At 40.3% G+C, this 25,148-nt stretch carries 20 protein-coding genes; 11 read left to right on the top strand and 9 right to left on the bottom strand.

What is annotated here, in order from left to right; genetic code table 11:
- Positions 1–221 precede the first annotated feature (221 nt).
- Both hemN and PN447_RS12390 read right to left on the bottom strand, forming a co-directional pair.
- The gene (hemN, locus tag PN447_RS12395; protein WP_271763348.1) at positions 222–1,604 is read right to left on the bottom strand and encodes an oxygen-independent coproporphyrinogen III oxidase; all 1,383 of its coding nucleotides are present in this window, start codon (positions 1,602–1,604) and stop codon (positions 222–224) included.
- 51 nt (positions 1,605–1,655) lie between these two features.
- Positions 1,656–1,793, bottom strand: coding sequence for a hypothetical protein (locus PN447_RS12390; RefSeq protein ID WP_271763347.1), 138 nt, complete (start codon positions 1,791–1,793; stop codon positions 1,656–1,658).
- A gap of 289 nt (positions 1,794–2,082) precedes the next feature.
- On the opposite strand from PN447_RS12390, the gene acsF reads away from it, so the two are divergent.
- The 5 genes from acsF (at position 2,083) to PN447_RS12365 (ending at position 9,650) form a co-directional block, all read left to right on the top strand.
- A complete protein-coding gene (acsF, locus tag PN447_RS12385; protein ID WP_271763346.1) occupies positions 2,083–3,159 on the top strand; it encodes a magnesium-protoporphyrin IX monomethyl ester (oxidative) cyclase in 1,077 nt (358 codons plus the stop codon).
- A gap of 99 nt (positions 3,160–3,258) precedes the next feature.
- Positions 3,259–4,098 (top strand): diaminopimelate epimerase, encoded by an 840-nt coding sequence (dapF, locus tag PN447_RS12380; protein ID WP_271763345.1) that lies wholly within the window; start codon positions 3,259–3,261, stop codon positions 4,096–4,098.
- A 295-nt stretch (positions 4,099–4,393) separates the two neighbouring features.
- The gene (locus PN447_RS12375) at positions 4,394–6,760 is read left to right on the top strand and encodes an ATP-binding cassette domain-containing protein (protein ID WP_271763344.1); all 2,367 of its coding nucleotides are present in this window, start codon (positions 4,394–4,396) and stop codon (positions 6,758–6,760) included.
- A 44-nt stretch (positions 6,761–6,804) separates the two neighbouring features.
- Complete coding sequence (locus PN447_RS12370) at positions 6,805–7,986, top strand: polysaccharide deacetylase family protein (RefSeq protein ID WP_271763343.1); 1,182 nt, start codon at positions 6,805–6,807, stop codon at positions 7,984–7,986.
- 83 nt (positions 7,987–8,069) lie between these two features.
- Positions 8,070–9,650 carry a protein kinase domain-containing protein gene (locus PN447_RS12365; protein ID WP_271763341.1) on the top strand — a complete coding sequence of 527 codons (1,581 nt, stop codon included), beginning with the start codon at positions 8,070–8,072 and terminating at the stop codon, positions 9,648–9,650.
- A 51-nt stretch (positions 9,651–9,701) separates the two neighbouring features.
- On the opposite strand, the gene ychF is transcribed toward PN447_RS12365, so the two are convergent.
- From ychF to PN447_RS12345, 4 genes are all read right to left on the bottom strand, one after another.
- Complete coding sequence (gene ychF / locus PN447_RS12360) at positions 9,702–10,793, bottom strand: redox-regulated ATPase YchF (protein WP_271763340.1); 1,092 nt, start codon at positions 10,791–10,793, stop codon at positions 9,702–9,704.
- Positions 10,794–10,815: 22 nt separating this feature from the next.
- Positions 10,816–11,010, bottom strand: a complete 195-nt coding sequence (locus PN447_RS12355; protein ID WP_271763339.1) for a hypothetical protein — start codon at positions 11,008–11,010, stop codon at positions 10,816–10,818.
- Positions 11,011–11,085: 75 nt separating this feature from the next.
- A complete protein-coding gene (locus PN447_RS12350) occupies positions 11,086–11,628 on the bottom strand; it encodes a hypothetical protein (RefSeq protein ID WP_271763337.1) in 543 nt (180 codons plus the stop codon).
- A 113-nt stretch (positions 11,629–11,741) separates the two neighbouring features.
- Entirely contained in the window at positions 11,742–12,962 is a 1,221-nt protein-coding gene (locus tag PN447_RS12345; RefSeq protein ID WP_271763336.1) for a GmrSD restriction endonuclease domain-containing protein, read from the bottom strand.
- 111 nt (positions 12,963–13,073) lie between these two features.
- Here PN447_RS12345 and PN447_RS12340 point away from each other — a divergent pair, with 111 nt between their 5' ends.
- A complete protein-coding gene (locus PN447_RS12340; protein WP_271763335.1) occupies positions 13,074–14,516 on the top strand; it encodes an aminotransferase class I/II-fold pyridoxal phosphate-dependent enzyme in 1,443 nt (480 codons plus the stop codon).
- A 190-nt stretch (positions 14,517–14,706) separates the two neighbouring features.
- Positions 14,707–15,714 (top strand): sodium:calcium antiporter, encoded by a 1,008-nt coding sequence (locus tag PN447_RS12335; protein ID WP_271763334.1) that lies wholly within the window; start codon positions 14,707–14,709, stop codon positions 15,712–15,714.
- Here PN447_RS12335 and PN447_RS12330 read toward each other — a convergent pair.
- Positions 15,678–18,728, bottom strand: a complete 3,051-nt coding sequence (locus PN447_RS12330; RefSeq protein WP_271763350.1) for an MFS transporter — start codon at positions 18,726–18,728, stop codon at positions 15,678–15,680. The genes PN447_RS12335 and PN447_RS12330 overlap by 37 nt on opposite strands.
- A 520-nt stretch (positions 18,729–19,248) precedes the next feature.
- On the opposite strand from PN447_RS12330, the gene PN447_RS12325 reads away from it, so the two are divergent.
- From PN447_RS12325 to PN447_RS12315, 3 genes are all read left to right on the top strand, one after another.
- Positions 19,249–19,917, top strand: coding sequence for a general stress protein (locus PN447_RS12325; protein WP_271763332.1), 669 nt, complete (start codon positions 19,249–19,251; stop codon positions 19,915–19,917).
- 134 nt (positions 19,918–20,051) lie between these two features.
- Positions 20,052–20,513, top strand: a complete 462-nt coding sequence (locus tag PN447_RS12320) for a BON domain-containing protein (RefSeq protein ID WP_271763331.1) — start codon at positions 20,052–20,054, stop codon at positions 20,511–20,513.
- A gap of 205 nt (positions 20,514–20,718) precedes the next feature.
- Entirely contained in the window at positions 20,719–21,141 is a 423-nt protein-coding gene (locus PN447_RS12315; protein WP_271763330.1) for a CAAD domain-containing protein, read from the top strand.
- A 45-nt stretch (positions 21,142–21,186) separates the two neighbouring features.
- Here PN447_RS12315 and PN447_RS12310 read toward each other — a convergent pair whose 3' ends face one another.
- Both PN447_RS12310 and PN447_RS12305 read right to left on the bottom strand, forming a co-directional pair.
- Complete coding sequence (locus tag PN447_RS12310) at positions 21,187–22,767, bottom strand: metallophosphoesterase family protein (RefSeq protein WP_271763329.1); 1,581 nt, start codon at positions 22,765–22,767, stop codon at positions 21,187–21,189.
- 6 nt (positions 22,768–22,773) lie between these two features.
- Positions 22,774–23,751, bottom strand: coding sequence for a YegS/Rv2252/BmrU family lipid kinase (locus tag PN447_RS12305; RefSeq protein ID WP_271763327.1), 978 nt, complete (start codon positions 23,749–23,751; stop codon positions 22,774–22,776).
- A 249-nt stretch (positions 23,752–24,000) separates the two neighbouring features.
- Here PN447_RS12305 and hemC point away from each other — a divergent pair, with 249 nt between their 5' ends.
- Positions 24,001–24,972 (top strand): hydroxymethylbilane synthase, encoded by a 972-nt coding sequence (gene hemC, locus PN447_RS12300; protein ID WP_271763326.1) that lies wholly within the window; start codon positions 24,001–24,003, stop codon positions 24,970–24,972.
- Positions 24,973–25,148 lie beyond the last annotated feature (176 nt).

The following is a 25,148-nucleotide window of genomic DNA, read 5'->3' as shown; positions in this document are numbered from 1 at the left end:
GAAGGGATGGACAAGGAAGATTTTATACGGACAATGGTTTTTTGACGGACTATTTTTGTGACTAAGAATACAGACTTTGTACTGTTTTCCTCCCTTGTCACCTTGTCCACCTTGTCCACCAAGTCTTGCCCTCACGACAATATAAAATACCTACCCTTGTCAGGGGAGGGTTAGGGTGGGGTAAAACAATATCTTATACATTAATCATCAATTTGAGCAGATCAAATGGCTCGGGAAAATCGCTGTTCTTTGGTTTGGTGATAATTGTCAAATATAACAGCAATATTTCTTACTAATAACCTACCAATATCTGTCACCTCTATGTCTTTGCTTGATATGTTCACTAGTCCATCAGCTTGGAGTTGTGCTAAAGCCTCTAGTTCATGGGTAAAATATTGATCGAAATTGATGTGATATTTATCTTCTATATTTTGCTTATGCAGATGAAAGTGAGACATAATACACATGATTACATCCCTTCTAATGATATCATCTTGAGTAAGTTTAACACCTTTACTTATAGGTAATGTATCGGAGTTGATCGCCTGATAATAATTCTTTAACTGCTTGTGGTTCTGTACATAAGCATCATGGAGCATACTGATGGATGTAGCACCAAAGCCTAATAGTTCGGTTCCTGCATGGGTAGTGTATCCCTGAAAGTTACGCTGGAGGGTACGATTTTGTTGGGCGACCGCTAGTTCATCATTTTGTTTAGCAAAATGATCCATACCAATAAAGAGATACTTACTATTTGTCAGTTCCTCAATGGTCATTTTGAGGATTTCTAACTTTTCCTGGGGTTGCGGTAATGCAGCTTGGGGAATATTTTTTTGTGCTGGTTTCATCCATGGTACATAGGCGAAGTTAAACACAACAATGCGGTTAGGATCTAATGCAATGGTTTTGCTGACTGTTTCCCGAAAGGTCTGGAGAGTTTGATGGGGTAAACCATAAATTAGGTCTACATTCACACTATCAAACTTGGCTGCTTTAATCCAACCCATGACATCAAACAGTAATTCTTCTGGTTGGAGGCGATTCACAGCGATTTGTACTTGGGGGTTAAAGTCTTGAATACCAAAACTAATCCGGTTAAACCCCACCTCACGCAGAAAGAAAATATAGTCTTTATCGAGATAGCTGGGATTAATTTCGATGGAAATTTCCGCTTGGGAATCAATATTAAAGTTATCTGTAATTTGTTTCCACAAAAATTTGACTTGTTCCTGATTTAAGTAGTTGGGTGTACCACCACCCCAATGAATTTGCAGGACTTTTCTGTCTTGATCAATTAAGCGTGCCATGTTCTTGATTTCTCGCGCCAAATGTTCTATATAAGGTTTGGCAATATTCTTGTTTTGAGAAATTACTGTATTACACCCGCAAAAGTAACAAGCAGTCTGACAAAAGGGGATATGGAAGTATAAAGACAGGGGAGATTTTCGGTAGTTGGATGCGGCGATGGCGGTGCGAAAATCACCTGCAATAAATTCTGTATTTAACTCCGTAGCAGGTGGATAACTTGTATATCGGGGTGCAGGAGTATCATACTTTTGGATCATATTTAGATCAAATTTAACACCAGGCAAGACAAAAACCATCAAGACCTCCAAAAAACTGTAACCATCCCGCCTCATGTAGCGCGGCGGAAATCAAACTACCAATACATTTCTCTGCTTTCGCTGTTGTCTAGTGTAAAGAGTTTCCCCAATGCGTGATGTGTTGACTCCCACCAAATAGGCTAAACTGTAGAAATTAGCTGCGATCATCATTGGTGGTAGGCATCGCATTATTGTTCTCTCATAAAATCATTTAACTATTAATATTTGTATAGCTATAAACTTATTAATATTTCTTTAGATTTGGCTGGCTTTTACTGTACACATTTAGCATCTGACTACAGAGCAAGTTTGTTAATAAATAGTCTCTCGGTTCCCTGGATTACTGGATAAAATCAGCATTAGCAATTGGTACTTAAGGTTATTTATCTAAAATTACTTTTCAATAATTTAACTGATGTGTGATTTTGATAATTTATGCTTATATAAATATGAAAAGATCAAACATGAAAGCAGTCTCATGGTTAAGTCTATTGAAACTCCCAACCCCAATTACACGAAACCAGGGATTAAAGCACCTGTTCAGGAAACTTTGTTAACGCCTCGCTTTTATACCACTGACTTTGAGGCGGTGGCTAATTTAGATATTTCCGCGCATGAGACTGAGTTGGAGGCTATTATCGCCGAATTGCGTGCTGACTATAACCGCCATCACTTCGTGCGCGATGAGGAGTTTCAGCAATCTTGGGAGCACGTTGATGGAGAAAAACGCCGCGCTTTTATTGACTTTTTAGAGCGTTCATGCACTTCAGAGTTTTCGGGGTTTTTGCTGTTTAAAGAATTATCCCGCCGACTCAAAGCTAAAAATCCCCTCTTGGCTGATGCTTTTAATTATATGGCACGGGATGAGGCACGCCATGCGGGATTTCTCAATAAATCTATGGCAGATTTTAATCTGTCTCTGGACTTAAGTTATCTCACTAAACACCGTACATATACTTTTTTCCCTCCAGAATGGGTAATTTATACCGTCTACCTCTCGGAGAAAATTGGTTACTGGCGTTACATCTTAATCCACCGCCATATACAGGCAAATCCTGAATATCAATTTTATCCTCTGTTCCGCAAGTTTGAAAGTTGGTGTCAGGATGAAAACCGTCATGGGGATTTCTTTAAAGCACTGTTGCGATCGCAACCAAAATTATGGAACAATTGGAAAGCACGATTGTGGGTGCGGTTCTTTTTGTTGACTGTATTTCTCACCCATACCATTACAGTATTTGAACGGGCTACATTTTATGAAGCCATTGGTATACACCCGCGCAAATACAATAATACAGTCATTCAGGAGACTAATAACACCTCAGCCAGGGCTTTCCCTATAATTTTAGATACTAATCACCCCGAATTTTTCTGGCGATTAGAACAGTGTTTCATCAACACCCAGAGACTGACGGAAATTAAGGAAAGTAATCGTCCTGGAATTATCAAGTTCTGGCAAAAAATCCCGCCCACTTTGGCGATTATTTCCCATATGTTACGTCTTTACTTGATCAAACCCATTGATACTGAATCAACACGCGCCACAGTTAGTTAAATTTATTCATGGTAGGTAAAACCCCATCTTTTTGAGGTGGGGTATGTCGGCATTTTCGTTATAATTTCCTCTAGTCATTGATAATTTATTCTAGGGAATATGGCAACAGAATTTACTAAGTATCATGGTTTGGGGAATGATTTTATTTTAATAGATAATCGCTTGTCATCTTTACCATTGTTGACTCCTGAACAAGCAGTTAAGTTATGCGATCGCCATTTTGGCATTGGTGCTGATGGTGTAATTTTTGCCTTACCAGGAGAAAGCGGTACTGATTATACTATGCGGATTTTTAATTCTGATGGTTCAGAACCGGAAATGTGTGGTAATGGTATTCGTTGTTTAGGCAGATTTTTAGCTGACTTAGAAGGGGAATCTAGAACCAAAGATTCATATCATATTCATACCCTAGCAGGTGTAATTACACCCCAACTCATGACTGATGGTCAAGTCAAGGTAGATATGGGTTTACCCCGGTTGCTAGCTGGGGAAATTCCCACAACCCTAGGGACTGCTCAGACAAAAGTGATTAATCAACCCTTAGAAGTAGCAGGTAAAACCTGGGAAGTTACCTGTGTAAGTATGGGTAATCCCCACTGTATCACCTTTGTGGAAGATGTCGCCGCCATTGACCTAGAAATTATTGGCCCTCAATTTGAACATCATCCAGCCTTTCCCCAACGGACAAACACGGAATTTATTCAAGTAGTCAGTCGAGACTATCTAAAGATGCGGGTGTGGGAAAGAGGAGCAGGTATCACATTAGCTTGTGGAACTGGTGCTTGTGCTTCCCTCGTAGCAGGGGTGTTAACCGGAAAATGCGATCGCACCGCCACTGTAGAATTACCCGGTGGACCCTTGCAAATTGAATGGTCAGAAACCGACCAACGAATTTACATGACAGGGCCAGCTCAACGAGTCTTTAGCGGTCAAATTTGAACTTTATTCCCCGATAAATTCTGACTACACCGGAGGTTATCCCCCTCCGGTTTTGCTTTTTGTGACTTTGATTACACAACCTTGCTACCCATAAACACAAAAAATATGTCTTAGGATAGATGCAATAAATTTTATACAATGTTAAAGATATAATTACTAGTTAAGTATATTTAATAACTCAAATAGCAATTGAAATCTCAATAAACCCGATGAAACAGAGGATATTTAAACCTAGTTTTTGAGTAATTAACAATTAATACAGTAACATTTCTTACTTATACATAAATCCATTAGCATGACCCCAACCTCTAGACCCTATATTATTCTTACCAATCAGGGTCAAACACTGCCGAAATTTGAACTTACCCAAAGCCAACATATCATAGGCAGAGATCCCCAACTAGCAGACCTATTAGTACCCGCAGACTGGAAAGTAATTAGTCGCTGTCAAGCTACTTTAGTGGAAGTTGACGGAAATTACTACATTTATGATGGCGATCGCCTTCAACCAAGTAGTAATAAACTCTTTATAAAGAATCATTTAATTAGTCATGATTTAGGATATTCCCTACAAAACGGAGATATTATTAAAATAGGTCAAAATTTTAATATTTTAGTAACATTAGAATTTTACAACCCTGGTAGTAGTTCTCATCACCATAAAACTTCATTTTTCTCATCCATCTCTCTCAAGGAAAAGTCAACTGTTGTGGGTAGAGACCCCACAGCTAACCTACAAATTATCGCCCCTACCATTTCCCGTAGACACGCGGTGATTGAATATATCAGATCAGGCGAATATATTTTGTATGATTGCAGTACTAATGGCGTTTTTGTCAATGGTACAAAAGTCAATGGCAAAATTCATTTCACCTCTGGTGCAATTATTAAAATTGTTCCTTATACTTTGGTATTACAAGGGGATGAATTAGTCATATCTGACACTGGTAATTATATTCGCATTGACGCTAAGAACATTTTTAGAGTTGTTAAAAATAAAAACTCGCAAAAAGTTTTACTCAATAAGATTTCTTTAGCCATAGAGCCAGGCCAACTAGTTGCTTTAGTTGGGGGAAGTGGAGCCGGTAAATCTACTTTAATGAAAACCTTATTGGGGATTCAACCTACAAACCAAGGCACAGTTTACATCAATGGAGAAAACCTCAGACAGAGCTTTAATATTTATCGCAATCAAATCGGTTATGTGCCTCAATCAGATATTATTCACAAGGAATTAACAGTTACAGAAGCTTTAAGATATGCAGCTAAACTCAGACTTCCCCCCGATACTGATCTAAATTCGATTATTCAAAAAACTCTCACTCAAATTGAAATGTTAGGCTGTCGGGATGTGTTAGTTAAAAACCTCAGCGGTGGACAATTAAAGCGAGTTTCCATCGGAGTAGAGTTATTAGTCGATCCCAAACTATTTTTTCTAGATGAACCCACATCAGGGTTAGACCCAGGTTTAGATAAAAAAATGATGCAACTGCTCAGAAAGTTGGCTAATCAAGGCAGAACCATCATTTTAGTTACCCATGCTACAACTAATATTGATCTGTGTGACCGCATTGTATTTCTCGGTCAAGGTGGTAACCTATGCTACTTTGGCTCATTTGAGGATGCCTGTGTATTTTTTAACTTAACTAACAAAGATTTCGCAGATATTTATATCGAGTTGGATAATCAAGAAGTTGTCATGAGAACTGCGGAACTATTTAAGCAGTCACGGTATCAAACCCAATATATTGACCAACGCTTGGGTATGAGCAATTCCCACATCATCACAACCAAACCTTGCCAAGTTCAGGCCTCTTTAGTGGATCAAACCTGGATATTAGCCCAAAGATACCTACAGTTAGTGATTCGAGACCGAGTGAACTTAATTATCTCCCTAGTCACTGCACCCCTTGGTATTTTACTGATTAATTTAGCCATAGCAGATCAAGAACCCTTTATTCTCGCTACTGAAGCTAACCCTAAACTAGCTCCCCTAGCTCAAACTGTGGTCTTGGTCTTTACTTGTGCTGCTATTTGGATAGGTTTAGGTACTTCTTTACAAGAAATTGTTAAAGAAAATGATATTTATTTAAGAGAAAGACTAGTTAATTTAAACGCTTTTAGCTATTTAACCTCAAAGGTATTAGTTCTTTCCGGAATAGCTTGTTTACAAACCATAATCATGGTCATTGCTATTCTCATCAGTTTTGCTGCGCCAGATTCTCTAACAGTTCCCTGGTTTTATGGCGTTTCTATTACCAGCTTTTTGACTTTATTTTCTTGTTTCTGTCTAGGGCTAATGGTTTCTGCTGCTGTTAAAAACAGCACCCAGGCTAACAGTGCTCTAGTAGTATTACTACTACCGCAAATCATTTTCTCCGGAGTCCTCTTTAAAACTGAAGGAATCAGTAAATACCTTGCCTGGTTAATGGTTAGTCGGTGGTCTGTGGGAGCTTATGGGTCTTTGGTGAATATCAATGCTTTAGTCCCAGAGCCTATTTTACTTCCTGATGGTACTAGCATCCCAGCACCATTTGCTATCACCGATGTCTATGAACCCAGTTGGCACAATCTCAGTCTCAACTGGAAATTATTGCTCTTGCATAGCCTAGTTTATCTGATAGTTACGTTAATCATTCAAAAAAAGAAGGACATCCTCTAATTAGAGTTTAAAAATTACCCAATAACTACCAATGTTTTTTCATCATGCCAAATCATAAATATTTCGCAATAATCATCTTAATTAGCACAATTTTAGGAATAATCACTTCGTACTTTTTGTTTGATTATCAAAGTAACAGACGAAATATATCAAATTCTGCTTTCAAACAGCATCTAGAACAGACCGAAGTTTCTACTTTAAGCCCATCTAAGCCTGAACCCACAGTTGCTAAAAATTCGCAACCCCATGGTAATTCCTCACCTCAAGTGAGTTATGATAATTTAATTCTTGTCAAAGCTAAACAAAGTTTATATAAAGCTATTGAGCAGCTAAATACTATTAATAAAAATGTAGATCCACAGGAAGGTTTAAAAATTCTTAGCCAGGTGATTAATCATTTAGAACTATCTCAAAAATTAATGAGATCAATACCTTCAAATACCACTATTTATAATGATGCTAATCAACAGCTATTAGTTTTACAAGAATATCAATTAGCAGCTAAAGCTTGGGAAAATTATTTTCAAACAACCATTCAAGATCAAAAAAAACCACATAAACCACTTATTGACCTATCTCTTAACAATAAGTCTACTTTTTTAGCAGCCATGAAAAGCAAAGCTGTAGCCTTAACCTTCGATGATGGTCCAACAAAGGAATACACACCCAAAATACTAGCTATACTCAAAAAAAATCAAGTCAAAGCTACATTTTTTGTGGTTGGTAAACAAATTGCAGAAAATTGTGAGATTCTTAAAAATATTTATCAGGATGGACATGAAATTGCCAATCACAGCTATAGCCACCCTATATTTACTCAGATTTCCCCTGCTCAACAACATCAGGAGATTATTAGTAATGAACACAGTATTAACCAATGTCTGGGGATGGATTATCCCACTCAATGGTTTCGGGCTCCCTATGGACGTCAAAATACACAGGTATTAGACATTGTTCATCAACTGGGACTAAATAGTGTTCAATGGGTAGTTGACACTAATGATTGGAGAAAAAGCAGTTCAATTTCTTCTATCATTCATGCTGTCAGAAACGTCATTAACCCTGGTGTAATTTTGATGCACGATGGCTTTCTGACTAATCCCACCTTGATCCATCCCGATGAAAGCCCCAATCGTCAAAACACTGTTGACGCCATACAACCTATCATTAGCAAATTAAAAAGCCGAGGTTTCCATTTTGTTATTCTCAGTGAAGCTTTAAAATAAAAATCACAACCAAGATTATCTAAGTAACAAATTTATTTGGCATTAAACAAAGCTCAGTTCCCACAATCAAATAGAAGTTATATATGCAGAACTTACTCGTTAATCGTTATGAAATCGTTAGTCCACTGGGTTCCGGTGGATTTGGTGAAACCTTCCTAGCTCGGGATACTCAAATTCCCTCCCAACGTTTGGTGGTGTTGAAGCGCCTTAAACCTGCTCACCAGAGTCATCATAGCTCCACAGAAATGATTGAAAAACTCTTCGGTAAAGAAGCAGAAGTGCTAGAAGAACTCGGAAGCCATTGTTCTCAAATTCCTACTTTACTCAGCTACTTTGCGGATCAGGGTCAATTTTATTTGGTTCAAGAATATATTGAAGGTAAAAACCTGGCTCAAGTGGGAATCATTAGCTCAGAGCAAGCAGTCGCTATTCTCACCTCTTTACTTAATACCCTGAAATATATTCACAGCAAAAATATTATTCATCGAGATATTAAACCAGAAAATATTATCCTACGAGACAGCGATCGCTTACCTGTATTAATTGACTTTGGCGCAGTCAAAGAAACTATGGGAGCAGTCACCCTCGGGTCAGGTTCCACCATCAGTTCAGTCATAGTAGGAACTAGAGGCTTTATGGCTCCCGAACAGAGCGCCGGGCGAACAGTATTTAGTACAGACCTCTATGCTCTGGGACTAACAATGATTTATACCCTCACCGGAAAATTACCAATTGAGTTTGACACTAGTCAACTTACAGGGGAACTGGATTGGCATAGTCATGTACCCAATCTTGAACCTAAATTGGCAAAGGTGTTAGATAAATCTATCAAGCTAGATTTATCTAGTCGGTATCGAACAGCAGCAGAGATGTATCAAGACTTACATTTAGTAGAAAATAATACATCAATATTACCACCCAGCCATTTAAACACAGTCATCATATCACCAAAATCCGATACCCTTCCACAAACCCTGATCAATACAGAAGTAGAGAGTAAGCAAATACCGACTGAAAAAACAGCTAAGTTTTCCAATTTGAAGTTAAGAATGATCATCATAACTGTTGTGTTAACTGCTTTAGGATTAGGTGGCGGATTTTTTGTGACACGAGAAATTCTAGAAGCCCAACAAAATGCAGTTCAAGCCCAGCAGGAAAAACAAGAAGCAGAAGAAAAACGCCTAGAAGCAGAACAAAGAGCCGCTCAAGCAGAGAGAGAAAAGCAAGAAGCAGAACAAAAACGCCTAGAAGCTGAGAAACAACAAGCTCAAGAACAGCGACAACGTTTAGCCGCAGAAGCTCGACAAGCTAGGGAAGAACGCCAACGTTTAGCCGCAGAAAGAAAACGTTTAGAATCTTTAGCATCCACCTATGTCGCAAGTGTCAATACTGCAACTTCCAACACTACCATTAGGAATTCTAATTCTTCCCTCACATGGCGCTCAACTTGTGGCCATACCTATGTTTCTGGCGCTGATTGGTGGGCTGTCAAAGGTCCGTCCAGTGCCCTCAGTACAGTCAAAAATAATTATTGTGGCGATGCGTTGATTGTCGGTAAAGAAACCCAGGTTGCGAGTTTTACCTCAGAAATGGACGCTTGGAGTTTTGCCAATAGCTTAAGTAATGAATCAGGCTATCAATTTTGGGTAAGAAAAAGTCGTTAGTTTTTTTCACTCACATACTCCCCGGTTATCAACCGGGGACACCACCCATAACTACACATTAAAGCGGAATAGCATTACATCCCCTTCTTGCACAATATATTCTTTACCTTCACTGCGCACCAAACCCTTTTCCTTCGCAGCATTCATAGAACCATGTGTAACTAAATCCTGATAAGCCACAGTTTCAGCGCGAATAAATCCCCGTTCAAAATCTGAGTGAATCACCCCAGCTGCTTGGGGTGCAGACATTCCCTCGTTAATTGTCCAAGCGCGGGTTTCCTTGGGACCCGAAGTAAAATAAGTCCGTAAACCCAAAAGAGTGTAAGTAGCACGAATCAAAGATTTTAACCCGCCTTCTTCCACACCTAAAGAGGCCAAAAAATCCGCCTTATCCTCTTCCGGTAATTCCACTAATTCGGCCTCTACTTGTGCGGAAACAATCACAACTTGAGCATGTTCACCAGCTGCAACTTGTCGAACCTGTTCCACAAATTCATTACCCGTGGCTAATTCATCCTCAGACACATTCGCGGCGTAGATAATTGGCTTGTTAGTCAGTAATTCTAATCCCTTAATTATCTCCCCTTCCTCTGCAGATAAACTGACCTGACGGACAGATTTACCCTCGTTTAAAGCAGCAGCTAATTTTTCTAAAACTGTGATTTCAACCTGTGCATCTTTGCTCGTACGTGCTAGTTTGCGCGTGCGCTCAATTCGCCGTTCAATTTGTGCTAAATCTGATAACCCCAGTTCTAAATTAATGATTTCCATATCTCGCACTGGGTCAATAGAACCGGCTACATGGATAATATCATCATTTTCAAAACACCGCACCACATGGATAATAGCATCAACTTGACGGATATGGGACAAAAATTGATTACCCAGTCCCTCTCCTTGACTTGCTCCTTTAACCAAGCCGGCGATATCGACAAACTCCACCCGCGCTGGTATAATCTGAACAGAACTAGCAATTTTAGCCAGAACATCTAAGCGCTCATCCGGGACAGAGACAACACCGACATTCGGTTCAATCGTGCAAAAAGGGAAGTTAGCTGCTTCTGCTTTGGCGTTAGCAACCACAGCATTAAATAAAGTAGATTTTCCGACGTTGGGAAGTCCGACAATTCCGGCTCTTAGCATTTTGGATTTAAGATTTTGTAAACTACAAAGTTAATTTAAACAGGTTCTGGGATGGTTTGGGGGATTGCACCGGGAACAGTTTGTGTACTGGTACTGGTTCTAGCACCCAAATAGCAGTGGAATAAATCAGCTTAGGTGTAATTCCATTATTCGACCTTCCCGGGCTAAATGACAACCCAGAAAACCGAAATCTCCCAAAATGGCTAGACTTTGTCATAGTATTTTCCTCCTCATTAAGTGACCGTCAGAATCATCCCACCACAGATGATTATTTGCTGTGGCGTTGAATATTTCATTGCATTAATTTATTGATTAATTCATCTAATTTTAAAAGCTGCTCGGTAATCTGCTCTACCATGCTTAATTCATTTGCTGGGTCTGGTGGTTGAATAGTTATGTATGATGTAGCAGAGGTATGCGCTACAATACCTCGTTCTCTACCAAATGTATTCATGTTAGCCAGCCAAGCAGTATCTAAGTCATCAGTATCTATCCCTATGGGTAAGAGTAATGCTAAAATGTTAGCCTCTTTGACTCCATGATTATTATCAATAACCTTCTTAAAAGCCTTGATAGCCAAATCTATTTTCTTACTTATCTTAATTTTATCTAATGGAACTGTTTTATTCCCTTGTTTTGGTGTAAGTGTGTCTGGTGGTATCTCCATATTTTGACCTGAGAAGGCAATTAGACTGATCAAGGTCAAACAGGTTTTACCTCCGTTATCCCACATCTGTTTGGCATTTTGAGTAACTTCCCAAACTCTATCTTCAAGATAAGACTCAATTTCAGCATGGGCTAAAACTTTGTATGCAAGAGTTCTAGATAACTGCATTTTTGAATATAATCCTATGGGGCTAATCTTGGGGATAAAATGCCTTTTTAACCTCTTTAATTCTTTAATTAAACAACGGAACCTCGCGGATTTTGGCATATTTACAATCAAATCTACCTCAAACGGTTGAAGGAAATCCCATTGTTAGTAAATTCAGGTAGATTAAACTCTACATCTAAAACTTCTAATAATGTTTCACCCCATAACCTCAGACGATTGTAAGTTTCTCGCATATTCTTGGTGGTTCCCTCAACACCTGCCCTAAATTCAGGAGATGATGAACATAATATTTTAAATCCCTCCTCAACTTTTTCTTTATTTTTTTCCGCATTATCTCTTATTATTTCATCGGAAAAATAAAAAACCATCACATCTAAAATGTCTTTATTAAAACGTTTCCTATATGTGTTATCAGTTTTTAACCACATTCGACAAAAGTTTTTTTCCTCAAATATCTTAATAGTTGTATACACGGCTTGTTCAAATTGATTAACTACATATTCAATATCATAATGTCTTTGTTCCCAATCTTGGTTAAATCTCTGACAAGTTTCATCTAAAAATGCCTTCAAATTCCCGCGATATTCTGATAGAAAATAATGGAAACCCACATAACGTAAGAGTAACTCGACATCACGCATCCGAAAATCAGGGTTGGGTGATTTAAATATTTTTTTCAGAGCCTGACTTTTAATTGACTGGTCATCGAGAAAATTGATAAACTCCCCAGGATGTAATGCTTGTCTGAGTTCTTGTGCTGATAAAGGAGTGCTTTGTACATTCAGTCGGCGAAAAATTTTATACAAAAAAGTTTCGCTCTCCACATTCCGCAGTACTATGGTACGAATAGTTTGGTTATCAAGCTGATCAAGCTCTTTGTTGAAAAAAAGATGATTTTTTAAATCTTCATACGTACTACCATTCATATCAGTTCTGAACTCTAAATTTTTTAACGCAAAAGCATTATTGGGTGTTTCACTTCTACCATAAAATTGCAGAATTGTTAGTAATCTTTGCTTACCATCAAGAACTATAAATTTACCCCGCTCTTTCTGGGCTGCTAATACTATTTGTGGTATAGGCAATCCCAAAATTAGTGATTCGATGAATCGGCTCTTACGAGTGATATCCCAAGCATCTCTTCTTTGGAATCTGGGGTTTAGCTGGATGTTTTCACGCACTATTTGATCAAATATTGTCGCCGTTGTCCAGTCAGTACGAGCTACAACAATTTTTTGGATTTCTTCTAATTTGGATTTATGATTGATACCCGATTCAGATTCAATTTCTTGATCTTCATCTTCTTCATAAAAATTTACTTCTTCTTCTGGCATAACTGTAATCTATATAGAAACTTAAATGACAAGCTAGTATAGCTGATTAATTAATTATATTTTACACATAAATTTTTAATATTAACTTCAAGTCCGCTCCTTTTCTCCCAAATGCAAAATCAACACCAAACCCCCTTGTTAGATGCCTTAAAGGCTTATACAACCCAGGCTCACGCGCCTTTTTACACCCCAGGACATAAGCAAGGTATGGGCATTTCTCAACCCTTGGCTGACCTACTGGGTACAAAAGTCTTTCAGGCTGATTTAACAGAACTAGCAGATTTAGATAATTTGTTTGCACCCCAAGGGGTAATTCAATCCGCCCAAGCACTAGCAGCAGAGGCTTTTGGCGCATCACAAACATGGTTTCTTGTCAATGGTTCAACCTGTGGAATTGAGGCGGCAATTTTGGCTACCTGTAGTCCTGGGGATAAAATTATCTTGCCGCGTAATGTGCATTCATCGGCTATTTCGGGGTTAATTCTCTCTGGTGCTATTCCAATTTTTGTTAATCCTGAATATGACCCAGTTTCAGATATTGCTCACAGTATCACACCCGCATCTGTGGAAGCTGCATTACAAAAGCATCCTGAAGCCAAAGCAGTTTTAGTAGTCTATCCCACATATTACGGTGTTTGTGGAGATTTGCAAGCGATCGCCCAAATCACCCACCAATATCATATCCCCTTACTCGTAGACGAGGCACACGGAGCGCACTTTGCCTTTCATCCCCAATTACCCACCCCCGCCTTAGCCGCCGGCGCAGATTTAACTGTACAATCTACTCATAAGGTACTCGGTGCCATGACACAGGCATCAATGTTACACATCCAAGGACACAGCATAGATATTCACCGAGTCAACAAAGCTTTACAACTTGTCCAGTCTACCAGTCCTAGTTATATCCTTTTAGCTTCCTTAGATGCTGCACGTCAACAAATGGCACTACACGGAAAAGCTCTGATGTCTCGCACCTTGGAACTTGCAGATATAGCCAGAAGCAGAATCAGCAGTATTGCGGGATTATCGATGTTACAACTACCCAATTTAGACCAAACAAGGCTAACTGTGAACGTTTCCGGCTTAGGTTTCACAGGATTTGCAGCCGAAACAATTCTGGATGAACAACTAGGTGTTACCCCAGAGTTGGCCTCATGGCAACATCTCACCTTTATTATTACTCTAGGGAACACCTTAGCTGATATTGAGCAATTGGTGCAAGGTTTCACCTCTCTAGGGAAGATGAACCACCATTGTCATCCCCCAAGTGGTAAGGCGTTGATTGTCGGCGATAATTTAACAACCGTTTCCCCCCGTGAAGCTTTTTTTGCTGTGAGTGAAATTTTACCCTTAGCACAAACCAGCGATCGCATCTGCGCTGAAATTGTCTGTCCTTATCCCCCAGGAATCCCGGTTTTAATGCCAGGAGAATTGATTACTCCATCGGCGTTAGAATATTTACAACAAGTTCAAGCCATGGGTGGACTAATCACTGGTTGCGCAGATCCCAGTCTGAAAAATTTAAAAGTTGTTAAAAATCAATGCGGAACCTAGACAGTTCGCGAAACCTCCCCCATCTGGAGAAATACACAAAAGACACAAATCAAGAAATTAAAAAATAGCATATGGGAGCAAAAATTGATATCGTGTGCGTTAAATTACTTTTAATGCTGGCAAAACCCCAAGGATAGCCTTGAAGGGAATATACTTTGTTTAATCCCCATTCTCTCATTCACTACTTGTTATGTTTCTTTTTATTCAAGTTCTTGTGTGTGTCCTGTTGGTGATTGCTGTAGGTATGCGGCTTTCCCAAAGCGCTGATGTTGTAGCTGAGAAAACAGGCTTGGGGCGTACCTGGGTTGGTGGTCTACTTTTGGCCGGTGTCACATCATTACCAGAATTGGCTACAGGAGTCAGTGCAGTAACGGTATTAAACGCCCCAGATTTAGCAGTCGGGGGTATTTTGGGTAGTTGTCTGTTCAATTTAATGGTTTTGGGAATACTCGATCTTGTCAGCGGACGGGAGCCATTACTTAAACGCGCACCAGTGGGTCTGGGTTTGTCCGCTAGTTTAGGTTGTGCGATGTTGGGGTTAACTGCTGCGGGAATGCTATTAACTAACAAAGGAATTCATCTGGCTTTAGGATGGGTTGGTATTCCCAGTTTGTTATTAATCCTACTTTATGTAGTCAGCGCCCGGATCATGACACAGTTTGAAATCAGGCGAATGGCTGCGGCTATCTTGGAAGTGGAACCAGAAGCTGCTCAATACCAACATATTAAACGTGGACGAGCTTATCTGAATTTTACCTTACTTTCTCTAGCTACCGTACTTTTAGGTGTGTGGCTGGCGTATTTGGGGGATGAGATAGCGACAACCACTGGATTGGGACAAAGCTTTATAGGCTCCTTGTTACTAGCTGCGGCCACATCACTACCGGAAGTAGTGGTATCCCTGGAAGCAATTCGCATGAATGCAGTAGAAATGGCAGTTTCTAATATTTTCGGCTCTAATCTCTGGAATTTAGCGATTCTGGGAATTTACGATGTGGCGTACCTCAAAGGTGATTTGTGGTTGCAAATTAGTGATGTGCATCTGTTTACTGCTATTATTTCCATGATCATGACCTCCGTCGCCATTGTTGGACTAATCTATCATGCGGTCAGTCGCTCCCGGATGTATGTAACTTGGGATGGACTGACTCTGATCGCTCTCTACATTGGTGGGATGTATATCATATACCGCAATTGAGTCGCCATAGCTCCCGCGATCGCACTGGCGAACAGAGAAGTCAAGGCTGTACCAAATAGCCACCAAGCTGCATTAGCCACAATTCTCTTGGTTTCTTCAGCTTGAATTTGTGCTTGTTCTTGAATTGCTTGGAGGCGTTTTTGGGTTTCTTCCTGGAGGCGTTCAACTCTATGCAATATACTATCCCGCGCCGCTTCTATTTGGTTAATAATGCGGTTAGCATCCTCCGGGGAAATATCCTCACGAGAACTGAGAATAGCTACCAAGGTATCACGATTAAATTGATTCAGGCGATCGCGCAAAGCCTCAAATCCAGCTTGGGGATCATCGAATAATTTAGCAAAGTCTTGCTGAATGCTCTCATAGTTTAGTTCTGGACGCTCCAAGGAGTTGAGATAATCGCGAATTTTGGCAAAAACTCCCTCAATTACCGATTCTACCCTTTCCTGAACCTGCTGCCATTGCTGCACAACTGAATCACGCACCGACTCAATTTGATCCACGATGCGGTTAGCTTCCTCTTGGGAAATATCCTCCCTTTGAGATAATAAAGCCACAATTGTGGAACGGTCAAATTGCCCCAGGCGATCGCCTAAATTAGCCAATCCCACTTGTGGATCTCGCAGCAATAATTGCACATCACGTTTAATGCTTTCTGGGTTGAGTTCCTCTTTATCAGTGTGACGCAAATAATTTTCTAGATGAGCTTCAAAATCCCTAACTCTTTGAGCCGCACGACTAGTATAGCGTCGTGGTGTTCTAATTATACTATTAATCCCCAACTTTATCTGATCAATGATCTGATTAACTTGCGCCGGGGTCAAATCTTGACGTTGACTCAGGAGTTTTACCAATGTATCACGGTCAACCGATAGGCGATGGCGGAATGCTAAAGCACCCTCTCGCGGGTCAGCGAGTAATGTTTCCAAATCTCTCCTCATACCTTCTGGGTTGAGTGTTTCCAAGTTAGTATTGCGCAGATATTCGCTCAATTTATTGATTGTTGTTTGCGGTACTTGTAAAATGCGATCAACTACTGCTTGGATTTGCTCAAAGGTTTGGTTAACCTCCTCCTCGCTTAAATCTTCTCTTTGACTCAGTAACTTTACCACTGTATCGCGGTTAAAATGGGATAGGCGATTGCGGATTAAATTAATTCCTACTTCCGGTTGTTCTAGCAAAGCGGCAAAATCACGTTTAATACCTTCAGGATTTAATTCTGCTTTGTTGGTATTCCGCAGATAGTCTTCTATTCTTTGCCATAATTCATTGGCCGTTGCTCTTTCTTGATTCGAGACGCGATCGCAGATACTTTCTAATTGACCGACAATCTGATCAGCTTCTGCTGTACTCAAATCTTGACGATGTAAAAGCAATTGCACAAAAGCATCACGGTCAAATGCTTGTAAGCCGATATCTAAATCTGTAAAATCTTCTAATAAATTGCTAACATCCCGCTCAATAGCATCTGGACTCAGTTCTGCTTTACCTGTAGAACGCAAATAATTTTCTATCCGTAAGCGCAGTTCGTCACCTTTTTCCCGGACTTCCGCCTGTTGAACAATTTCTAAAACTTCCTCCCGAATACTTTCCATCTGCTGACTAATTTCCGTGACTCTACCCTCGCTGATATCACCCCGCTGTTTGAGCCAGTTTCTAAAATCCTCTTGATTGATTTGGCTTAATTCCCGGCGCGTGGTGGTAGGATCTGCCTGTGGATCATAGATCACTTCTTGAAATTCATCTCTGATTGTCGTGCGGTTAAAATGCCAAGGTAAACAATTGAGAATGTAGTCTTCTACATCCGCTTTGATACTATTGTAGGTTGGCTGTGGTAATCTTGCAGTTATTTTACTTTGTAACTGTTCGGTAATTTTTTCCACATCTATATCTTGAACTTTGTCTCTGAGCTTTTGTATTTGAGTGGTAATTTTTTCTAGATCAATATCAGAAAAGTCTACCCGTTCTAATACTGCTGGTATAGCACTACTCAAACCATATTTTATCCCTTGTTGAATCCAAGCATTGCGACCATTACCATTTTCTCTAACTCCCACCAATTTCTCAAGACGTTCACCTAATTTTTCAGATTTCAACTCTTCGGGTGTAGCAGATTTAATTAAATTAATCACTTGCTCCGTAGGACTTTGAGGAGCGACAACTTGTTTCCAAGCCTGTTCTAGTTGGTCAGCAATTTGATTAATTTCTTTTTTGGATAAATTTGTCTGACTGCTAATTAAATCCACAAATGTTTGGCGATTTATTTTTTCTGCTAAATCACCCCCACCAATAGATGATAAATCTACATCGCCCAGTATCCGCTCAAACTGTTGGCGAATATCGGCTAAATTTAGTTGTGGTATTTGCAGAGCTTTTAAGGAACCTTGTAGAGTATTCTTAATACTTTCAGCATCTAAACCCGAAGTTAATTCCCGCCGGACTGTATCTATAATTTCTTCAGCAGTAGAAACCGCTGGTTTTTTCGCCACATTAGCCCTAACTGTACCGAGTATAGCCTGTAATCCTGCATTTGTAGTATTTATAAAGGAGCTAATCAAAGAACCCAGGGTTGATGAACCCAGCCAAACCACTAAGGAAAAGTAGGTAGACCAGATAACTACACCCATAATTGCTCCTAGGAGCATACTTTCAATTAAGCTCAGTTTGACTGCTAGAAAACAAGCCATAAATAATGCAATACTGGCGCTGATTAATCCCCAAAATCCCACCTTATTTTCAATTTTGCGAATGGTACCGCCCCAGGTACTCGACTCAGCACCAGCAGCGGAATCACTTCCTAAAGATAAAATTCCTACCGCTAGTGAAAAATTTGTCAGTAAAAATTGGAAGGCCAAAGCCATTAAGATACCAGCTAATAGTGCGACTATCAACTTCGGACCAGAAAAGAGTAATGATACTTGTTCTGGAGTTAAACTTTCTGAAGTTCCATTTCTGGGTGCTATCTCCATAGGTAGCCAAACCCACTTCAAAATGGTTCCCACACTTTGAAACATAATCATAAGATTTTCCTAGTCCTACTGAATGCAATAACCATTTCTCACATTTTAAATATTCATTTATCTATAAATCCACTTTCTTAGGTCATAAACCCCTGTTCCAAAAGTCATATTTTTTTATAATTTTATTTAAGTATTATTGATTAATTGCCTACCAAAGTAGAAGGTAAAATCCATAATTTAAATCTCCACAATAATTCATATACTGTTTTGGGGATATCAATACTTATGTCTAATGAAAGAGATCGCAATTATGTCAAGGGATTGATGGAAATCGTCAATAAAAATGTGTAAATAGAAGGTGTTGATAGCATTTTTATATAGAAGGATGCAGTTTAATACAGCACTTTTCAACTAAATGAAGTACACATCTTAAGATCATAACTCCTCTAGGATGGGTATGGATACCCGCCCTTGTGTACGTCAATCAAATCAAATGCGCTGTAATTTACCAGATACAATTAACTGGCTAAGTTAAGGTACAGAATTGGCAAGAATTTAAACGATATCAATAAAGATGAGGTTTGTTAAAATGGTAGTTAACGTACATAGACGAGCTGTAGGTACTTTTTCTAACCGTAGAGATGTTGAAAAAGCATTGCATGAATTGAAAAGTTCCGGCTTTTCCATGGAGGGAGTTTCTGTTATCGCCAAAGATGCAGAACACAGAGGTGATATTGCTGGTACTCCAACCAGAGAACAGGTAGGTAATAAAGCCGATGAAGGTGCTGCAGCTGGAGCAATTTCTGGCGGCGCTTTGGGCGGTATTACTGGTTTATTAGTCGGTCTGGGAAGTTTAGCAATTCCAGGAATTGGGCCGATTATGCTCGCGGGTGCAACAGCAACAACTTTGGCGACAACTCTAGCAGGCGCTGGTATTGGTGCTGCTGCTGGTGGTCTAATAGGTGCATTAATCGGCTTAGGAATTCCCGAAGAACGGGCTAGAGTTTATCAGCAGCGGGTTGAACAAGGACATTATTTAGTGATTATAGAAGGCACAGACGCAGAAATTGCCACAGCAGAAGCAATTTTTCACCGCTACGGTGTTCAAGATTTTGGTGTTTATGACTACCCCAATGACGGTAGAGAACATAGACATCAGACTACACCGGTTGTACAAACAGTTCCTAGCGATCGCCATGAACCGACAGTAGTGATTGTAGACCGTCGTGATGAAAAAGTTTAATCTAATTTGGTTATCATCACTGACAACACTTTCATTTTATTTATTGGAACTAGGAAGAGCGCCAGAGAATGCTTGCTACTCCTAAAAACGCCAATATATTTTCACAATTTGAATTTGTGAGGAAGAGTTACAAAATGCAAAAGCTCACTCCTTTTTTAATTAGTTGCATTGTATTATTGGGTGCGGTTGCTTGTGAGGATGTGGCGAGAACCGATAGGACTGCTCCCGCTCCCGGTGAAGTTGTAGAAGCACCAACCCCAGAAGAAAGACAAGCCTCACTTGAAGATTCTCAAAGCGAAATCCGCAGAAGACAACTAGATGCTGATATTCGCGCCCGTGAAGAGCGAACTGATGCTTTAGCCGATGATACTACCGACAGAACTCCAGAAGACTTAGCAAGTGAAGTTCGTTCTAAATTAGAAGCGAATATACCTGATGGCCGATTAACAGTTCAGGCTACAGAACAAGGTACAGTCATTGTCTCAGGAACTGTAAATAATCAGGCGCAGTTATCTAAAATTGAACCATTAGCCCAAGAAATTAACGGTGTTAATGATGTGATTGTTAATGCAGTTGTTGCGCCGCCACGGGGATAAATTGGTGGAATTAAAGCTTAGTTACTAGGAAAAACTAAATAATTCCAGGGTAGTGAGGGAATCTAACCCTCATTACTGGCAAATCCAGATAATTATACATTACCCTATTAATTAAAAATTTTCACCCAGATCACAAACCCGATTGTGATCTGTATTAATATCCAGTAATTTAAAAGAAATGCTGTAACTACCAACATCAAAAACTATGGAAACTGAACAAAAGGAACTCGAAGCAGTTATCGCACCTAATGGAATACTACCACCTTCTAGGGATGCAAACTTAGCAAAGCTAACGCCAGCTTATGAACCGCAAGCTCAATGGCAACAAGTTGCTAGAAGCACAACTGACTTTTTAGGAGAATTTCCTGAATATGTAAGTAGCTTTTTTTATAAAAATCAGCGCTCTTTAAGCAACTTGGCTTTAATTATTACAGCAGTGATTACACTTAAATTAGTAATAGCTGTAGTAGGTGCCATAAATGATGTTCCCCTACTAGCACCATTTTTTGAGTTGATTGGTCTTACTTACTTTACTTGGTTTAGTTGGCGATATCTAGCTAAATCTGAAACTCGCCAAGAATTAACTCAGAAAATTCGATTGTGGAAACAAGAAGTTTTGGGTGAGTAATTTTCTCAACCATAGAAATAACCCCAGCCCAACCCCTCTCCTGACTCAGAAGAGGGGAGTATTTCCCAGAGTAAAAGATTTGATTTCGGAATTATGCCATTGCCTTTGATGCCATTCGGCGACCAAGGGACGGAGAATAAATTGAGGATGCTCATCCCCTGTAACGTCAATGCGTAAACTGGAATAAGGTCGTCTCTTTTGAGAACCGTAACCATGACGACCGATGAATAAATGCGATCGCGCCACTAATTTACTGGTATCTCCCACAGTTTCTCTTAAATCCGGGCCTTCAGTTCTTTGGCGACGCAGACTATACCCACTACCGCCACAGACAACCCAGTGAATATTAGCGTCAGCGTGTCCCGTATCCAAAGTTTGCAGATGTTCTAAGCAATGAGCATGACCATTTAAGACTAAATCTACTAGGGGTCGTCCCTGTGTCAAATAACCTACTTGTGCAGCCACCGCATCCAGTACACCGCGTAGGCGATGGCGAATGGCTAAAGTTTGCGCTTGTTGCCATTTTGTCGCTTCAGTCACATAAGGCGGATGGTGAAAATAAAGGACTCTTCCCCGTATATCTGCCGTATTCCAAGATTTAATTAGTCTTTTTTTTAACCATTCCAATTGTTCGATATCAGTCACGGTTGTTTTATCGGTGTTTAATTGCTTGTCAATATCAACAATCAGTTCCTCAATTTGTGATATTTGACCTTGTAAGTCATCCAGTTTCTCGGCTGCGCTGGGATGCTCAGGATTTAGCTTGGCCGAAGTTTCCATGATTTGTAGCTTTTCGTGCTCAAAATCCTGACGGCGTTTTTCTAACAGTCTACGCTGTTCTATTCCGGCACCTGTTTCAGGTATTGCCGCTGGTTCATTAAATGTATTAGAATCAAGGGCAAAAAAGTCAATTCCCCCGTAGCAAAACGTATAATACCGATTTGGTAACCGGGTAAAGCGCCCCGCTTGGTAATTCAGACAGCGCCCTGTATCTGTCTGAGCCGTATAGTAATTATCTAAGTGTTTTCCTAACTGACCGGGAACCTGAAAAGCTTGGAGATAATCTAAAAATGCCTTTGCATAAGCCCTACCCTTCCCAGAACCATGTAAGCCTACATCCAGTGCTAATTGCGATGGTAATAAACGCCGAATGGGTAAAGTGGTGAGGGAAAGTAAACTTAATATCGGTGGTAAGTCATAGTAATCATGATTTCCCGGTACTGGGAACACAGGAAAATTAAAAACCATCTGGTCATAAGCAATTTTTTCTGGATGTTCTCCACCCACCAGAAATTCTCGGTAAGGTCGGATAAAGTTCTGCTGGTAATATTCACTTGATCCCACTAAATAAATTACATCACCCGTGTGTAAGATAAAACTGCATTCCGGGCGATGGGGTAAAATTTGTTCTGCAACCCGTCGCTGCGGATGATGTCCCCGGTGACTACCAGTCCCACTGTCACCCACGACCAAAAAAGAAAACTCTGGATTATCTGGCTGGTTGTTCGCCAAAACTAGCCGAGTTTGGTCAATCCCGCGCTGTAAAATTAACGGGTCTTGCCATTTGACTCTTTGCTGCATCTTGCTAATTTTTTTAGCCGTCGCTGGATCATAAACGAGTTTCAATACAACCTACTCCTGAATTTTACTACTATCTTTGCTGTGAATTGTTAAATTAGGAAGTCCCTCTAGTTTTTCCACCTGGCTAACTGCTTGCTCAAAAGGGACAAAAATTTTCAAGCCTGCTGGTACACAATGAACTTCAATGGGAGTTGTACCAATGATTTCACCATCTAAAACTACCTTTTGGGGCGGTAAGGCGTTAATTTTGAATCGGTTTCCTCGCAGGTAGCCGATATCATCTCGCTCTACTGGGCTACCACTGGAAGCCGTTTGTAATAAATGAAATGTCGCGGCGATCGCTCCTGCTTTACTTTCCGGAGCCACTATGGTTAAATCTAGTAGTCCATCATCATAAATTATACCTGCTGGACCTTGAGCTAAAACTGAACTAGGAGGAGCAGCATTGGCTACTGTTACAGCCGATGCGGTGGTTCTGATAACTTTATCCTCAGTCTCAATTTCAACTTCAAAGCTGTGTAAATTACGCAGTTGTTGTACTCCGGCTAAAATATAAGCCATAATCCCCAGGCGTTTTTTAGCTTCTGGACCTGTCATTTCTACAGTATCGGCTTCAAAGCCGACACCTGCCAGTAGTACCATAGGCTTACCGTTACAATAAGCTGTATCTACATATCGAGTCCCAGCCTGCAAAATTGTTTGACAAGCAGCGTCAATGGTGTCAGGTATTTTTAATGCCGCAGCGAAAGCGTTGGCTGTTCCCCTAGAAATAATCCCCAAGGGAATATCAGTACCCACTATAGCAGTAGCAGCCGCCGACAAAGTGCCATCCCCCCCTGCAACGATAATTGCTTGTGCACCCCGTTTAACAGCTAGTTCAGCTAGTTTGTCAGCACCAAGTTCTGCTGTTGTGTGATAAATATTCAAGTCAATTTCTGGCTCTAATAATGCCCGAATCATCGCCAGTTCTTGCTCTGGGTCTCCTTGACCCGCCACTGGATTAAAGATAAGGCAAGCGGAACGGTTCATGGGTAGAAAACTTCAGTTTCATAAAATTAAGTTATCAAATTATCGGGCTGTCTGTCGTCTACCCGTGAAGTTGGGTTGTAGCCGGGAAATGTTAACTATTTCAGCAAAATGTAAAAAAATGTAAAAAAAACCGCATAAAACCGCATAAAGTTTACCTGAATTTAGACAATAACAATCCGGAGACTTACCCACTGCGGTAATCTAGATGAGAATAACTTGATCGCCTGGTTTTAAGATACTGTTTTATTTATGACTTCAGTTGTTTCCAGTCCTGCACGCACCATCCGCATTGGTTCTCGTAAAAGTCAACTCGCCCTAGTTCAGACCTACTGGGTAAGAGAACAACTTCAGAAAAGCTTTCCTGATATCACTTTTGAAGTCCATACCATGTCTACCCAAGGCGACAAAATCTTGGATGTAGCATTAGCTAAAATTGGCGATAAGGGACTATTTACTAAAGAGTTGGAAGTGGGAATGCTGAGTCAGGAGATTGACTTTGCAGTTCATTCCCTCAAGGATCTACCAACTAATTTACCAGAAGGGTTAACCCTGGCAGTGATTACAGAGCGGGAAAACCCCGCAGATGCCCTCGTGGTACATGATAAGTATCAGGATAAGCAAATTGAAACTTTGCCAGCAGGTGCAGTTATTGGCACATCTTCCTTAAGACGACTAGCACAGTTACGCCACAAATTCCCCCATTTCACTTTTAAGGATGTCCGGGGAAATTTAAATACACGCATGGCTAAACTGGACGCGGGGGAATATGATGCCCTAATTTTGGCGGCGGCGGGATTACAGCGCCTGGGAATGAGCGATCGCATTCATCAAATTCTCCCCCCAGAAATTTCCCTCCATGCAGTAGGACAAGGTGCTTTAGGGATAGAATGCCGTGCAGATGATCAGGAAATCATCACCATCCTCAAAGCCATTGAACATCCTCAAACCCGCGATCGCTGTCTCGCCGAAAGAGCATTTTTGCGGGTTCTCGAAGGCGGTTGTCAAGTACCTATAGGTGTAAATACAGAGATAACTAGTGATGAATTAACACTAACTGGCATAGTTGCCAGTGTGGATGGTCAAAAACTGGTAAAAGACACTGTGACAGGTGCTGCTAAGGATGCTGAAAACCTAGGGGCAGAACTAGCACAACTGCTACGCCAACAAGGAGCACAGGAAATCCTAGAGGAAATATTTACCGAAATTCAACGGGGTTCCTGAGATATTGGGTCAGCAGATGTGATTAGATCAGTAATAGAGCTAGTCCTAAGCTGACTATTTTATAGACAAAACTATACTTATGTTGACAAGAATTGACATAAGTGAGTTAAGAAAATCGCCCACTTGATATATAATCCTACGATATCAAGTATTGAATTAAGACTATTGCCAACGCG

This window comes from Anabaena sp. CS-542/02 (assembly GCF_028331085.1).
GTDB lineage: Bacteria > Cyanobacteriota > Cyanobacteriia > Cyanobacteriales > Nostocaceae > Anabaenopsis > Anabaenopsis arnoldii.
Note: the sequence above shows the minus strand (reverse complement) of the source record. Positions and strands in the feature narration are given on the sequence as shown.

What these genes read in the sequence shown, in the direction of transcription:
- PN447_RS12390 (WP_271763347.1), bottom strand. Translation starts at nt 1,793, where the DNA reads ATGCGATGCCTACCACCAATGATGATCGCAGCTAATTTCTACAGTTTA.
- PN447_RS12320 (WP_271763331.1), top strand. Translation starts at nt 20,052, where the DNA reads ATGCAAAAGCTCACTCCTTTTTTAATTAGTTGCATTGTATTATTGGGT.
- PN447_RS12340 (WP_271763335.1), top strand. Translation starts at nt 13,074, where the DNA reads ATGCAAAATCAACACCAAACCCCCTTGTTAGATGCCTTAAAGGCTTAT.
- PN447_RS12325 (WP_271763332.1), top strand. Translation starts at nt 19,249, where the DNA reads ATGAGGTTTGTTAAAATGGTAGTTAACGTACATAGACGAGCTGTAGGT.
- PN447_RS12305 (WP_271763327.1), bottom strand. Translation starts at nt 23,751, where the DNA reads ATGAACCGTTCCGCTTGCCTTATCTTTAATCCAGTGGCGGGTCAAGGA.
- PN447_RS12315 (WP_271763330.1), top strand. Translation starts at nt 20,719, where the DNA reads ATGGAAACTGAACAAAAGGAACTCGAAGCAGTTATCGCACCTAATGGA.
- hemN (WP_271763348.1), bottom strand. Translation starts at nt 1,604, where the DNA reads ATGGTTTTTGTCTTGCCTGGTGTTAAATTTGATCTAAATATGATCCAA.
- ychF (WP_271763340.1), bottom strand. Translation starts at nt 10,793, where the DNA reads ATGCTAAGAGCCGGAATTGTCGGACTTCCCAACGTCGGAAAATCTACT.
- PN447_RS12345 (WP_271763336.1), bottom strand. Translation starts at nt 12,962, where the DNA reads ATGCCAGAAGAAGAAGTAAATTTTTATGAAGAAGATGAAGATCAAGAA.
- PN447_RS12335 (WP_271763334.1), top strand. Translation starts at nt 14,707, where the DNA reads ATGTTTCTTTTTATTCAAGTTCTTGTGTGTGTCCTGTTGGTGATTGCT.
- hemC (WP_271763326.1), top strand. Translation starts at nt 24,001, where the DNA reads ATGACTTCAGTTGTTTCCAGTCCTGCACGCACCATCCGCATTGGTTCT.
- PN447_RS12355 (WP_271763339.1), bottom strand. Translation starts at nt 11,010, where the DNA reads ATGACAAAGTCTAGCCATTTTGGGAGATTTCGGTTTTCTGGGTTGTCA.
- PN447_RS12375 (WP_271763344.1), top strand. Translation starts at nt 4,394, where the DNA reads ATGACCCCAACCTCTAGACCCTATATTATTCTTACCAATCAGGGTCAA.
- acsF (WP_271763346.1), top strand. Translation starts at nt 2,083, where the DNA reads ATGGTTAAGTCTATTGAAACTCCCAACCCCAATTACACGAAACCAGGG.
- PN447_RS12350 (WP_271763337.1), bottom strand. Translation starts at nt 11,628, where the DNA reads ATGCAGTTATCTAGAACTCTTGCATACAAAGTTTTAGCCCATGCTGAA.
- PN447_RS12330 (WP_271763350.1), bottom strand. Translation starts at nt 18,728, where the DNA reads ATGTTTCAAAGTGTGGGAACCATTTTGAAGTGGGTTTGGCTACCTATG.
- dapF (WP_271763345.1), top strand. Translation starts at nt 3,259, where the DNA reads ATGGCAACAGAATTTACTAAGTATCATGGTTTGGGGAATGATTTTATT.
- PN447_RS12365 (WP_271763341.1), top strand. Translation starts at nt 8,070, where the DNA reads ATGCAGAACTTACTCGTTAATCGTTATGAAATCGTTAGTCCACTGGGT.
- PN447_RS12370 (WP_271763343.1), top strand. Translation starts at nt 6,805, where the DNA reads ATGCCAAATCATAAATATTTCGCAATAATCATCTTAATTAGCACAATT.